This is a genomic window from Labrenzia sp. PHM005, from assembly GCF_006517275.1.
Lineage (GTDB): Bacteria > Pseudomonadota > Alphaproteobacteria > Rhizobiales > Stappiaceae > Roseibium.
The window spans coordinates 4,798,401-4,812,104 of record NZ_CP041191.1; the positions used below are offsets into that span (position 1 = coordinate 4,798,401).

13 protein-coding genes are annotated in these 13,704 nt (G+C 56.6%); 8 read left to right on the forward strand and 5 right to left on the reverse strand.

The window, feature by feature from the left end:
• The first annotated feature begins 10 nt into the window (after positions 1-10).
• On the forward strand, positions 11-1,045 hold the full coding sequence (locus FJ695_RS21705; protein WP_141187384.1) for a YeiH family protein: 1,035 nt from the start codon (positions 11-13) through the stop codon (positions 1,043-1,045).
• A 281-nt stretch (positions 1,046-1,326) separates the two neighbouring features.
• On the forward strand, positions 1,327-2,847 hold the full coding sequence (gene metG / locus FJ695_RS21710; protein ID WP_209010769.1) for a methionine--tRNA ligase: 1,521 nt from the start codon (positions 1,327-1,329) through the stop codon (positions 2,845-2,847).
• A gap of 72 nt (positions 2,848-2,919) precedes the next feature.
• Here the strand turns inward: metG and FJ695_RS21715 are convergent, their stop codons facing one another.
• Together FJ695_RS21715 and FJ695_RS21720 are read right to left on the reverse strand one after the other, a co-directional pair.
• Positions 2,920-3,207: a YciI family protein gene (locus FJ695_RS21715; RefSeq protein ID WP_141187386.1), complete on the reverse strand. Its 288-nt coding sequence runs from the start codon at positions 3,205-3,207 to the stop codon at positions 2,920-2,922.
• 29 nt (positions 3,208-3,236) lie between these two features.
• Positions 3,237-3,821, reverse strand: coding sequence for a TetR/AcrR family transcriptional regulator (locus FJ695_RS21720; protein ID WP_141187387.1), 585 nt, complete (start codon positions 3,819-3,821; stop codon positions 3,237-3,239).
• Between the two features lie 566 nt (positions 3,822-4,387).
• Between FJ695_RS21720 and egtB the strand changes: the two genes are divergently transcribed.
• Positions 4,388-5,656, forward strand: a complete 1,269-nt coding sequence (egtB, locus tag FJ695_RS21725; protein ID WP_141187388.1) for an ergothioneine biosynthesis protein EgtB — start codon at positions 4,388-4,390, stop codon at positions 5,654-5,656.
• Positions 5,653-6,600 (forward strand): L-histidine N(alpha)-methyltransferase, encoded by a 948-nt coding sequence (gene egtD, locus FJ695_RS21730; RefSeq protein ID WP_141187389.1) that lies wholly within the window; start codon positions 5,653-5,655, stop codon positions 6,598-6,600. Before egtB ends, egtD begins: the two co-directional genes overlap by 4 nt.
• A 43-nt stretch (positions 6,601-6,643) precedes the next feature.
• Here the strand turns inward: egtD and FJ695_RS21735 are convergent, their stop codons facing one another.
• Positions 6,644-7,270, reverse strand: coding sequence for a LysE family translocator (locus tag FJ695_RS21735; RefSeq protein ID WP_141187390.1), 627 nt, complete (start codon positions 7,268-7,270; stop codon positions 6,644-6,646).
• 166 nt (positions 7,271-7,436) lie between these two features.
• On the opposite strand from FJ695_RS21735, the gene FJ695_RS21740 reads away from it, so the two are divergent.
• From FJ695_RS21740 to FJ695_RS21755, 4 genes are all read left to right on the forward strand, one after another.
• The gene (locus FJ695_RS21740; RefSeq protein WP_141187391.1) at positions 7,437-8,303 is read left to right on the forward strand and encodes a MurR/RpiR family transcriptional regulator; all 867 of its coding nucleotides are present in this window, start codon (positions 7,437-7,439) and stop codon (positions 8,301-8,303) included.
• A 53-nt stretch (positions 8,304-8,356) separates the two neighbouring features.
• Positions 8,357-9,325, forward strand: a complete 969-nt coding sequence (locus FJ695_RS21745; protein WP_371708796.1) for a TAXI family TRAP transporter solute-binding subunit — start codon at positions 8,357-8,359, stop codon at positions 9,323-9,325.
• Between the two features lie 185 nt (positions 9,326-9,510).
• Positions 9,511-12,153 (forward strand): TRAP transporter permease, encoded by a 2,643-nt coding sequence (locus tag FJ695_RS21750; RefSeq protein WP_141187392.1) that lies wholly within the window; start codon positions 9,511-9,513, stop codon positions 12,151-12,153.
• Positions 12,150-12,581, forward strand: coding sequence for a universal stress protein (locus FJ695_RS21755; protein ID WP_141187393.1), 432 nt, complete (start codon positions 12,150-12,152; stop codon positions 12,579-12,581). The genes FJ695_RS21750 and FJ695_RS21755 overlap by 4 nt, the downstream gene beginning before the upstream one ends.
• Positions 12,582-12,661: 80 nt before the next feature.
• Here the strand turns inward: FJ695_RS21755 and FJ695_RS21760 are convergent, their stop codons facing one another.
• The gene (locus FJ695_RS21760; RefSeq protein ID WP_141187394.1) at positions 12,662-13,159 is read right to left on the reverse strand and encodes an RES family NAD+ phosphorylase; all 498 of its coding nucleotides are present in this window, start codon (positions 13,157-13,159) and stop codon (positions 12,662-12,664) included.
• A complete protein-coding gene (locus FJ695_RS21765; protein WP_141187395.1) occupies positions 13,156-13,662 on the reverse strand; it encodes an antitoxin Xre/MbcA/ParS toxin-binding domain-containing protein in 507 nt (168 codons plus the stop codon). Before FJ695_RS21765 ends, FJ695_RS21760 begins: the two co-directional genes overlap by 4 nt.
• Between the last annotated feature and the right edge of the window lie 42 nt (positions 13,663-13,704).

The following is a 13,704-nucleotide window of genomic DNA, read 5'->3' on the forward strand; positions in this document are numbered from 1 at the left end:
CAAGAACAAAATGGTGGAACCATTGAAGGACCGGGCCAATCAGTTGTTCCCGGGCATAGCGATTGCCGGCCTGGTGGCAATTTCCGCGCAGTTCCTCAACGAACATTACGGCGCCCCGGCCATGCTGATGGCCATCCTCTTGGGCATGCCGCTGAACTTCCTGTCCGAGGAACAAAAGACGGCCGAAGGCATTGCCTTTTCAGCCAGAACCTTGCTGCGGATCGGCGTCGCGCTTCTGGGTGTGCGGATCAGCGTGGATATGGTGGAAGCGCTTGGCTTGCCGTTTCTGGCCCTTGTGATTGCTGGTGTCCTGGCAACGATTGGCTTTTCGCTTTTGATCGGCAACCTCTTTGGCAAGGACCGGTTGTTTTCTTTCCTGTCCGGCGGGGCCGTCGCAATCTGCGGGGCTTCGGCGGCCATGGCGATCGGTTCCATTCTGCCCAAACGCGAGCATGCTGAGCGCGACCTTGCCTTTACCGTGATCACGGTAACGGTGCTCTCCACGCTTGCCATGATCTTCTACCCGATCCTGACCGGTTCCCTAGGATTGACCACCGATGAAACCGGCGTCTTTTTGGGCGGCACAATTCATGATGTTGCTCAAGTGGTTGGCGCAGGTTTTTCGATTTCCGAAGAAACCGGCGACCTCTCAACCTTGGTCAAGCTGATCCGCGTCACGCTTTTGGCTCCGATCGTTCTGGTGGCGGCGCTTATCCTGCGGAAAGGGTCGGCACCTGATGCAGCCCGCCCGCCGCTGATGCCGGCGTTTGTTATTGCCTTTCTGATCCTGGCAACGTTCAATTCCTTTGGCCTGATCCCGGAGATGGCCAAAGATGCCGCCAGTCAGGTCTCCCGCTGGGCGCTATTGGCGGCGATCGCAGCCGTCGGCATGAAAACCTCGATCCCCAAACTCCTGGAAGTCGGCGGCCCTGCCATCTGGATGGTGGTCACCCAAACGATCTTCCTGGCGCTCTTTGTCCTGGGTGGGATTTGGTTGATTGGGGGCGCTCCCCAAACTCCGTCATTACCCGGCCTGTCCGGGTAATCCATTCCATTTTCAGGCAACACCCACTGCTGTCTGATTGGAAAGGAAGCGGCATGGATCCCCGATCAAGCCGGGGATGACGACTGTGTTACGTGCTACCATAAGTGATCGTCCAACGTTTCCTTGTTGTTTACACCTGCGCCCATGCTTTCGCGCCACAAGGGCTTTTCTTGGGACGTTGAGTGTGAAATATAGCTTTCACCTCTTCACGGCAGATTTTCTGGCTGATCCTGAGAACACAGGCGTCCCGGCCCCTGCCCAGAAATTTCGAAAGCATGTTGATGAAAAGCTACATCACCACTCCGATCTATTACGTCAACGGTTCCCCGCATATCGGCCACGCCTTCACCTCGATCATGGCCGACATCCTGAAGCGGAACCGGCAGGCGCTGGGGGTTGAGATGATGCTGTCCACCGGTGTCGACGAACACGGCCAGAAGAACCAGGAAGCGGCAGAAGCTCTCGGCATGCCGGTCACCGACTATCTCGACATGCGTTGCAAGGAATTCCGGGATGTTTTTGAGCAGCTCGGCGTGGAATTCGATTATTTCGTGCGCACCAGCCGCGACGGCCACAAGACGGCTGTTGCAGACATGGAACAACGCATCTTCGACAAGGGCCTGATCGTCAAGAAACAGTACACCGGCACCTACTGCAAGGGCTGCGAGGAGTTCAAAAAAGAGAGCGACCTCACCGAAGACGGCCAGTGCCCGCTGCACCCGACCATGAAGGTCGAGCAGACGGACGAGACCAACTATTTCCTGAAGATGGAACCGTTCCGCGAGAAGCTTCTGAAGCACATCGACGAAAATCCGGACTTTGTGCAGCCCGAGCCGTTCAAGAACGAGCTGAAGCAGATGCTGGCCGAGCCGCTGGAGGATCTGTGTATCTCCCGGCCGAAGACCCGCGTGACCCTCGGCGTTGATTTGCCGTTTGATCCGGACTTCGTGACCTATGTCTGGTTCGACGCGCTGGCCAACTACCTGACCAACATCGGCTGGCCGGAAGATGGCTACCAGGACTGGTGGGCCGAGTGTGAACACATGATCGGCAAGGACATTTTGAAGCCGCATGGCGTCTATTGGCCGTTGATGCTGATGGCCGCAGACCTGCCGCTGCCAAAAAAACTGACCGTACATAGCCACTGGGTGGGTGCCGGCGGCGTGAAAATGTCGAAATCCATCGGCAATGTGGTCGATCCGATCGAAGTGATGGACAAGCTCGGCTTCGATGCCCTGCGCTGGTATCTGGCCCGTCACATGCGCGCCGACAGCGACAGCCAGATTTCGGTCGACCTGATCACGCAGACCTACAATTCCGAACTCGGCAACAAGATCGGCAATCTGCTGTCCCGCGTCGCCAAGTTCTCCAACAAGAACTTTGACGGCAAGGTGCCTGTGCCGGGTGCGCTAACTGCGGAAGACGAGGCGCTGCGCAAAACTGTTGTTGAGGCCGCAACGGCCTTCTCCGGCTGGATAAACCTGCAGGACATTCCAGCTGCTACGCAGTCGATCGTCGATGGCGCGGTGGCCATGAACGAATACATCGACCAGCAGGCGCCGTGGTCGCTCTTCAAGAATGAAGACACCCGCGAGCGCTGCGCGACCGTGCTTTATGTCACGCTGGACTGTCAGCGGATCCTGTTTGAGGCGCTTTTGCAGGTGATCCCAGGCTCCGCCAACCGGGCTCTCGGTATGCTCAACGCTCCGGAGGCAGCAAGCCCCTGGAAGCCGGAACTCGACAAGCTGGCAGGCGGCACCGAACTCGGCGAGATCGACGCCCTGTTCCCACGGGTTCAGTAAGTTTTCGGACTTTTTCAAAAACCAAAAACGCCGGCTAGTTTGCCGGCGTTTTTTTGATCTAGTTTGCCCGGCTTAAGCTGCCAAGAATTCCAGCCGGTCATCGAGGCGCGCAGGTGTGATTTCCAGTATTTCGGCCGTGACAACCTGTTCGGCAACAAACGGATCCTTTTGAACAAAGGCTTCCAGATCGGCACGCGTTGCGTTGTGCGCCAAAATACCGCCGCCCTGATTGGGCGGCAGGCTGCCAACCATGAGAAACAGGCCGTTGTCGAAGCCTTGCTGGATCCAAGCCTTGTGCCCGTCTATCAATTCCCCTGCCCGGGCCTTGTTGTCTGCAAATTTCAATGTGACGACAAACATTATCTCTCCTTTCGTTTATCTCATTAAATTCAGTGTGGTTGGGCAGCGGGTTGAACATTTAGATCCAGCCAAGCCAGAATCTTTTCGACTTCCCGTTTGACAAACGCTTCGTCCTGAAAGGCTTGCGCCAGCGTTGCGACGCCCTGGCTCCAGCTCAGGACATGCAGCGCATGATCTTGTGCCTTGTCCTTACTGCCCAAGGCTTCGAACTGACGGGTCAGCCAGTCCCGGAACAGCGCCAGGATCCCGTTGGCTTTCTGCTTTGCCGGATGATCTAGTTTTGCAAGTTCCGCGGTCAGCGTACCGACCGGACAGCCGTAGGCCATGATTTTCGTTTGATTGGTGATGACGATTTTGATGAAACAAGCGATGCGGTCTTTCGGATCGGCCGCCGTTTCGTCCCACTTGGCCAGCAAGACCTCACGGTCCGCCAGGCGTTTTTCAATCACCGCGTCCAGGATCTCGTCCTTGGTCTTGAAGTGATAATAGAAATTGCCGCGCGAGATTTTCACGGCCGCCGCAATGTCGGCGAAAGACGTGTCACCGAAGCCACCCTCGTAAAACAGCTGATCGGCCGCCTCGATGATTTGCCGGCGCGTCTGTTTGCCCGCCATTTATCAGTTTCCCTTCATGTCCGAACCGACAGATCCAGCCCTGGTCCGGCATCAAGATCCGGGCCGCTGCATGGCCCAACACCCATTAGGACGCTTGACCTATTTTTTGAAATTAGGACAAACGACCTAATATTTCAAGAGTTGGTTTTGGGGGCAGCAATGGGAAGGTACTGACCAGGATTTTGGGGGCAGCTACGACGACAATCCTCGCCTCACGCGTCTGTGAACCGAAGTTGTCTGTCTCCTGTCACCTCCTGTCAGGGCGACAATTCCCTGACAGAATTCGCGATATCGTCTCGGCGAAAGACGGCAAGGCACCACTATTTCCCTCATAAAGTCAATTACTTGGTGTTTTTACTCTTCAAATTCGACAAATGGTGACTTTTCTCCACAAACCAGAATTTGGTAACACTTGACGTTACCGAAGCTGATCCAGTGCATTTTTGCACGGTGCTGGTGCATTCCTCCGACTTGGAAATGCCATCTCTCCACTTACGTTCAACCCGCTTGGCGGCACAACCGGCCAGCCGGGAGCGCTCCGGCTGGTTCTCTTGTGGAGGGAGAAAATGACACTCTTAGACACCCCGCTCGTGACCGATGATCCGGGTCTTCCGGCCTCTGATTTTTTTGATCAGGTGCGGGCCCGGACGTTGGCCTTGACCGACCCGCTCACCCCGGAAGACATGGGCCTTCAGTCGATGGAAGATGCCAGCCCGCCGAAGTGGCATCTGGCTCATACGACATGGTTTTTTGAAGAATTTATTCTGAAACCCTATTTGCCTGGCTATCAGTCGGCCGATGACCGCTTCGCCGTTCTCTTTAACTCCTATTATGTCCAGGCCGGCCCGCGGCACACCCGCTCCAAACGCGGACTTCTGTCCCGCCCGTCTGTACCGGAAGTCTTAAGCTATCGGGCGCATGTGGAAGAAGCGCTTCAGGACGGCCTCGCCCGTCAGGCCTTTTCCAAATCCGTGCTGGAAATTGAAGACCTGATCACCCTTGGCTGCCATCACGAGATGCAGCATCAGGAGCTGCTGGTCACCGATTTCCTGCATGCCCTTTCCTTCAATCCGCTGCTGCCCGCCTATGCCCCGGCCAAACTGGCGCCGGTTGCCGCCGTCGCGGAGCACGGTTGGACCTGCCATGACGGCGGCCTCATCGAAATCGGCCACAGCGGGCAAGGATTTGCCTATGACTGCGAAGGCCCGCGCCACAAGGTCTGGCTCAATCCCTACAAGCTCGCCGACAGGCTGGTCACCAACGGCGACTGGCTCGCTTTCATGGAAGACGGCGGTTATGAAAACCAGGCCCTGTGGCTGATGGAGGGCTGGGCTGTCCGGGAGAAAAACGACTGGGATTGCCCCCTCTATTGGTGGCAACAGGACGGTGAGTGGTGGAGTTTTTCGCTTCAAGGCCCGCGCCCGGTCGATCTGTCCGCACCCGCCGTCCATGTCAGCTATTATGAGGCCGATGCCTATGCACGCTGGGCCGGTCACCGGCTGCCGACCGAAGCGGAATGGGAGCATGCCGCATCCCGGACAGCCATTACCGGCAACTTTTTGGAAAATAACACTTTTGCGCCGGTTGGGCGGACGAACAGCCTGTGGGGCGACGTCTGGCAATGGACCTCCAGCGCCTTTTCCCCCTACCCGGGTTTCCGGCCGCCAGACGGCGCCATTGGCGAATACAACGGCAAATTCATGGTGAACCAGATGGTCTTGCGCGGGGGCTCCTGTGCCACGCCCAAAGCGCAGATGCGCGCCTCTTACCGAACCTTCTTTTATCCGCACCAGCGCTGGCAAATGCTGGGCCTCAGACTGGCGGGCGACCGATGACCAAACACGTAAAACCTGAAATCACATCTCCAGCATTCAAGACTGAGATCCTGGCGGGTCTGACCGCCGCCCGCAAAACCATCAGCAGCAAATGGCTTTATGACGATGTCGGCTCGCATCTCTTTGAGGCGATCACCGAGCTGGACGTCTATTACCCGACCCGCACCGAACTGAGTATTTTGGAGAAAAACAAGCAGAAATACGCCCGAATCCAAGGTGCGCGCGGCGCCATGGTGGAGCTCGGCAGCGGCTCCAGCCGCAAGACCAATCTGCTTCTTGGCACTTTCCATGACCTCTCGGTCTATATGCCGGTCGATATTTCCGCCAACCACTTAAAAGAAGCTGCTGACCGGGTGCGCAGGGCCTATCCGTCGCTTGCGGTCATCCCGGTGACAGCCGACTTCACCGAACCACTTGGCCAGTTGCCGCTTCTGCCGGAACTCCCGGTTCTGGTGTTCTTTCCAGGCTCAACCATTGGCAACTTTGAAAAAGAGGAAGCGTCAAACCTGCTGGCGAACATCAAAAAGGCCATGCCCGGCGCGACCATGCTGGTCGGTGTTGACCGGCCGAAGGACGAAGACACCCTGATTGAAGCCTATGACGATAAGACCGGTGTCACGGCAGCGTTCAACCAGAACCTTCTGCAGCGGATCAACCGCGAGATCGGCGCCAACTTCAACCTCAGCGCCTTCCGCCATAAAGCGGTCTGGAACAGGTCAAAAAGCCGGATCGAGATGCATCTGGAAAGCCTGTCGGATCAAAAAGTTACCGTGGCCGAGCAAACCTTGACCTTAGAAGAAGGTGAGACCATCCACACGGAAAACTCCCACAAGTATTCAGAAGACGCCTTCACAGCGATTGCCGAAGACGGCGGCTGGCAGGTTCAAGACATCGACACAGATCCGAAAAGACACTTTTCGGTCTACACCCTAACGGCTGAGTAACAGCCCTATGGAAGAAAGAGCCCTTGCCGTCATTGGCGAGGGCTCACCTTTCAGCAACCGCCAACCGCGCGGCCAACCCGACAAAGACAATCCCGGCCATCCGGTTGAGCCATACTTGTGCTTTTGGCGAGCGCTTCAGAAAGGCGCCCAGCAATCCGCCGCCTAATGCGACCCCGCCAAATACCAGGATCGTTGCAACGATGAAAAGGCCGCCAAATATCAGGATCTGACCCGGAACTGAGCCGCGTGCCGGATCAGCAAACTGCGGCAGGAAAGCCAGAAAGAAGATGGCAACCTTCGGGTTGGTGACATTCATGATAATGCCGCGCCGGTAAAGCGCGGTCAGGGAAAGCTCCGGACTGTCATTGCCGTTTATTTTGCTGCTTCCGGCGCGGAACGCCTGAACAGCCAGATAGATCAAATAGGCCGCCCCAGCGAATTTGAGCGCAGTAAACGCCAAAGCCGACGTTTGAAAAATTGCAGCGACACCCAACGCAACGGCGACAGTGTGCACGATCAAACCTGTGCAAAGCCCCAAAGTCACAATGAGACCTGCAAGACGCCCATAAAGCGCAGATTGGGTGAGCACAAAGATATTGTCCGGCCCAGGCGCCAGCCCAAGCGCTATGGCAGCTACAAAAAACACACCTAGAACATCTATGGGAATCATGCCCGCCTCCGATCTTATGTCTCCTCCATCTCCGGTTCTTTGCGACCGGTCAAGGGGCGGTTTCCGGGAATAACTGGCAACAGCAATATCCTTGGCAAATTTTCGATGTATCGAAACAATTGTTTCAGAAATTGACATTGTAAAAAACAAATGAAACAGTACGGCGATGACATCCACACCGCCGCCACAGATCCGAGCCGCCATCTCGGCGAATTACGCTGATCTCAGTGATACACTGCGCACGGCTGCGGACTATCTCGCTGATAATCAACTGGAAATTGCGACGCGCAGCCTCCGCGCCATCGCTGCGGCCAGCGGTGTATCACCGGCCAGCTACACGCGCCTCGCCCGGGCATTGGGCTTTTCCGACTACGAAACTTTACGCGAACAAGCGCGGCTGGAGCTGAGCCAGAGGGGCAGCAGTTTTCAGGATAAGGCCCGCCAGCTTCAAAACGAAGCTGACCTACCTCTTCTGCCACGCCAGGCGGCCGCCTGTGCCGACAATATCAAGGCTCTGGCAGACGACATCGATCAGGACACTCTGGAACGGGTGGTCGAATGTCTATCCAAGGCCCGCAAGAAGGTTGTTGTCGGCTCACTCGCTTCGGCCGGATTTGCCGATTATTTCGCCTATCTGGCAAACTGGTTCGATGACCGGTGGATCGTCGCCGGACGCAACGGCGCGTCTCTCGGAGGCTCGCTCGCCAGCCTCACATCAGACGATTGCATCGTGATCGTTTCAAAACACCCCTATGCGCACCGCTCAGTCAGGGCGGCCGAGCTGGCAGCAGAAAACGGTGCGAAAGTCATCGTCCTGACCGACAGCCATGCGTTTCCGGGATTGCAATTCGCCGACTTTCACTTCATTCAACGCACTGAAAGTCCACACTTTTTCTCATCTTACGCGGCCACGCTCGTGCTCATTGAAACCATCACGGGCATGCTGGTCGCGCGAGCCGGTTCCGAGGCGGAAGCCCGGATCCAGAATGTCGACAAGCACAATCGCTTGCTCGATGAACTTGAAAATGTCTAGGGTGGTTGTGCCGCTCTGGATCGATAATTGAAAATAGAGGGAAGCCTAGTCAAATGATGATGAAACTGAACCTTGCCGGTGCTGTTCTTGCGACCAGCATCGCCTTTACCGGCGCCGCCTCCGCGGAAGAATTCATCACCATCGGCACCGGCGGTGTCACCGGTGTTTATTACCCGACCGGTGGTGCGATCTGCCGTTTGGTCAACAAAGGCCGCAAAGAACACGGCATCCGCTGCTCGGTGGAATCCACCGGCGGCTCTGTCTACAACATCAACACCATCCGTGAAGGTGAGCTGGAATTCGGCGTGGCTCAGTCTGACTGGCAGTACCACGCTTACAAAGGCACCTCCAAGTTCGAAGACAAAGGTGCGTTTGAAGACCTGCGCGCTGTGTTCTCCGTACACCCGGAGCCGTTCACAGTTGTGGCTCGCGCCGATTCCGGCGTGAAGAACTTTGCCGATCTGAAAGGCAAGCGCGTCAACATCGGCAACCCGGGTTCCGGTCAGCGCGGCACCATGGAAGTTCTCATGGAAGGCATGGGCTGGACCACCGACGACTTTGAACTCGCAACCGAGTTGAAAGCTGCTGAACAGTCTGCTGCTCTGTGTGACAACCAGATCGATGCCATGGTTTACACCGTTGGCCACCCGTCTGGTTCCATCCAGGAAGCCACCACAGCTTGTGACTCTGTTCTGGTCACTGTTGATGGCGCAGCCGTCGATAAGCTGGTTGCAGACAACAGCTACTACCGCACCGCGACCATTCCGGGCGGAATGTACCGCGGCAACGACAGCGACACCGGCACCTTTGGTGTGGGCGCAACCTTCGTGACGTCTGCAAAAGTTTCTGAAGACACTGTTTACACTCTTGTAAAGTCCGTCTTTGAAAACTTTGACGCCTTCAAGAAGCTGCATCCTGCATTCGCCAACCTGAAGCCGGAAGAAATGGCTCAGGACGGTCTGTCTGCTCCGCTGCATCCGGGCGCTGCCAAGTACTACAAAGAAAAAGGCTGGGTGAACTAATCCACGCTTTGAATACGGGCCCGGGGGCATTCCCCCGGGCTTTTTCTCTGCCGGTCGCGATACAAACAATATTTGACCGGGCTGCTAACAAAACACCTTCCTAGTCCAATGCGCTTTGGCGTGCGGGACCGCAAGAAAACCATCGCACCGGCGAAACGGGGAGCCGGCAAACGGGGGAACATTCGATGTCTGAAGACTATCAATCGGACAGGAAAGCCGGATCAAGCGGCCTGTCTGAAGAAGAACTTCAGGAATTGGTCGCCGCGTCCGATTCAGGGTCACGTAATCCGGCCGGTGCCATAGGCCTTTTTCTCGCATCTATCGCACTCATCTGGTCCGCATTTCAGGTCCTTCTGGCATCTCCACTCTCGAACTATGTTCTACCCAGCGACCTCATCAACAACAGCCGTCAGGTTCACCTCGCCTTCGCCATCTTCCTGGCGTTCATGGCTTACCCCGCGCTGAAAAGCAGCCCGCGCCATCACATTCCGTTGCAAGACTGGGCGCTGGCCCTCGCTGGGACTTTCATGGCGCTTTATGGTCTGTTCTTCTACGACAAGATCGTCAACAACGGCGGTTTGGCAGATCACACGGACAAATGGTTCGCGCTCGCAGGCATCATCATCCTGTTTGAAGCTGCGCGCCGGACACTCGGTCCGGCAATGGCCGTGGTTGCAACGATCTTCCTGCTTTATGTCTTCTTCGGCTCGTCCCAATGGGTGCCTGAAGTCATGCGCTGGAAAGGCGCATCGCTGCAAAAGGCGATGAGCCACATGTGGATTACATCCGAAGGGGTCTTCGGCATCGCCCTTGGCGTCTCGACCAAATTCGTCTTCCTGTTTGTTCTCTTTGGCGCTCTGCTCGATAAGGCCGGCGCAGGCAACTACTTCATCAAGATGGCATTTGCCGCACTTGGCCACTTGAAGGGCGGACCGGCGAAGGCTGCTGTTGTCGGTTCTGCAGCAACCGGCCTCATCTCCGGCTCCTCCATCGCCAACGTGGTCACCACAGGCACTTTCACCATTCCGCTGATGAAACGGGTCGGTTTCAGCTCAGAACAAGCGGGATCTGTTGAAGTTGCCTCATCGGTGAATGGCCAGATCATGCCACCGGTTATGGGCGCCGCCGCCTTCCTGATGGTAGAATACGTCGGCATCTCCTATGTCGAAGTGATCACCCATGCCTTCCTGCCGGCGGTCATCTCCTACATCGCGCTGGTCTACATCGTGCACTTGGAAGCGGTGAAGCGGAACATGCCGACCATCGGCCATAAGACCGTTTCTACGCTGCGCACAATCCTAGGCATGTTCTTCTTCTTCGCCGGATTTGCAGCGCTGTGTTACGGCATCAAATTCCCGATTGGTTGGATTACAGCCCTTGTGCCGGATGGTGCCAGCTGGATCCTCGCAGTCCTGGTTTTTGTCGCTTACGTGGCACTTCTGAAAATGGCTGCTAGCGTCGAAGACCTGCACCCGGACGATCCGAATGCCAAAGACATTGTGCTTCCGGAAATCGCTGACATTTACAAATGCGGCCTTTATTACCTGCTGCCGATCATCGTTCTGGTTTACTTCCTGATGATCGAACAGAAATCTCCGGGCCTGTCCGCCTTCTGGGCGACCATGCTGCTCTTTGTCATCCTGCTCACCCAGCGGCCGATCAAGGCGATCTTCCGCGGTGAAAACGAGATGGTCGAGGAGTTCAAAGAAGGCATCAACGACCTTGCCAAAGGCATGATCGACGGCGCCCGCAACATGATCGGCATCGGTCTGGCAACCGCCACCGCCGGCATCATTGTAGGCACCGTGACCCTGACCGGTATCGGCCAGGTTATGGCGGACCTCGTTGAACTGGTCTCCGGCGGCAATCTGGTCCTGATGTTGGCATTTGTCGGTCTTCTGTCCCTCGTCCTGGGCATGGGCCTGCCGACAACAGCGAACTACATCGTTGTGTCCTCGCTGATGGCCGGTGTGGTTGTTGAACTCGGCGCGCAATCCGGCCTGATCGTGCCGCTGATTGCCGTTCACCTGTTCGTCTTCTACTTCGGCATCATGGCGGACGTGACACCGCCTGTGGGTCTTGCCTCCTTCGCCGCGGCAGCGGTGTCGGGCGGTGATGCCATCAAGACCGGCTTCACAGCGTTCTTCTATTCGCTGAGAACCGTTGCGCTACCGTTTGTCTTCATCTTCAACACAGACCTTCTGTTGATCGATGTGGGATGGGGCCAGGGCATCTTGGTGTTCATCATGGCAACGATAGCCATATTGGCGTTCACCGCCGGAACCATGGGTTATTTCATGACCCGGTCCCGCATCTACGAGAGCATTGCTCTGGTATTGGTCGCCTTCATCCTGTTCCGTCCGGACTTCTTCATGAACCGGATCCAGCCTCCGTATGAAATGATCGAACCGGCGAATTTCGTCCAGACAGTTGGCGAAGCACCTTCGGGAGATCAAGTGCGGGTCACCGTTTCCGGACCGGACTTTGACACAGGGTCCAAGGCCGAAACGACTTTTGAGCTGACCGTCGGCAGCGAAGCCGATGGTGATGCTCGCTTGTCGGCAGCCGGTCTCACGGTTCTCGTCGAAGACGGCGTTGTGAAACTGGATGAGCCTTTCCCTGGCACGCCGTATTTTGAAAAACTCGGCAACTTCGACTTCTATGGCGATGATCCCGTTGTCATTAAGTCTGCCCAGATCGAAATGCCTCAGATGCCGAAGGAACTCATCTACATTCCCGGCCTGTTGCTTCTCGGACTGATCTATCTGCTGCAGCTCCCAAGAGCACGGGCAAGCCGCAAAGAAGAACAAGAAGGAGCGCTGGCATGATCAAGACCGTCCTCTGTGCTGTTGACATCACCCATCCAGAAGACCGGGAAGTCTTACAGACAGCTGCCCGGCTCGCTGAGCTGGACGATGCGCAACTGGACGTCATCACCGTTGTGCCGAATGTCGGCCTGACGCTGGTGGGTTCCTACTTCGACGAAAACTTTCAGAACCAGCTGGTGACCGACACACAAAACTCGCTCAAGGAAATGGTTGGCAGTGTGGTGGGCGAAGGCCGGAACGAAAAAATCCGCCATGTGGTCACCACCGGATCCATCTATGAGGAGATCCTGACGGTGGCAGACCAAACAAAAGCGGATCTGATCGTCATCGGCGCCCACAAACCGCAGCTGCGCGAGTTCCTGCTCGGACCCAACGCTGCCCGGGTGGTGCGCCACTCGAAATGCTCGGTCTACGTGGTCCGGGTTTGATCAATAAAAACACCAAGGGCCGGATCTTCCGGCCCTTTTGCTAAGTACTTGTTTAGCAACGGAAAATATTCTGCGCGGGCTTACGTATGCAGGCGCGGGTCGAGGGCAAAGCGCTCTTGGCGAACATCCTCAAAGTGGCCGGTTGCCCGGTCGGCATCGAACATCAAGTTCCAGCTATGCCGCGACACGGTTGAGGGAACCAGAGTAAACACGTGCTCCCTCAGAAGCTGATCCCCAAAAGCCTTCTGACCCGGACCATGACTTCCCGGGACCAGCCAATTGGGGTTCGGTATATCTCCCGGATAGACGACATGAACCTTGGTAAGGTCGATCACCCGTGCCGACGTCATGACATGGGGGGCCGTGTCCAAGACCTTGAAGCCCTTATGGACAGCAACTTCCATGATCGCCGTTGACGGATCCACCGACGCGTAGACAGCCCGAATTCCTTTCGAGTTCCAGCGCCCGCCGACCCGGTAGGCGCCCTCACCTTTGTTCCAGCTGCGCGAATGCCGTTCCTGGTCCAACCGCCAGAACCGGAGTTCGCCGGATCCAAGCGGCGCTGGAAGTGGCGTCACGTATAGACCCCATATTCCATACGCGTCAGATAGTTCCCGACAGCTTCGGCGCCTGCGGCCGTTTCAAGAAGATCAATCGGCCTGCGGTTGTTGAGCCCGATCGCGGGCTCCAAGATCCACGCCTCAGCGGCTTCCTGGCTTCCCATGATGTCTGTTGCCTGCGCTATAATCCCGGCAAAGCGCCAGGCCCGGCTGCTCTGTTCCGTCGACAGCAGCTTTTGTTTTGTATCCGACTTCCGGCGTTGCAAGGTGCGGATACTGATACCGATCGCCTTGTTGAGCACATCGCCAGTCGACAAAACATGCACCCCTTCGACCAGGTGCAACAGTGATTTAGCGGGGAGGCCTTGAACGATGATGTCATGCGCATCCAGCGAATCGTTGACCGGACGTTTCATAATCTTGCGCCCGCCCAACAACCGGTAGGCGCGGGTTGCGTCATTTTCCAGCAACACCGGCGCCTCTTGAGCGGTCATATCTCTTTTCTCGGCGACTGCAGTCATGATGAAACCTCCGTGCGTCACATGTCACTAAAAATATGACAC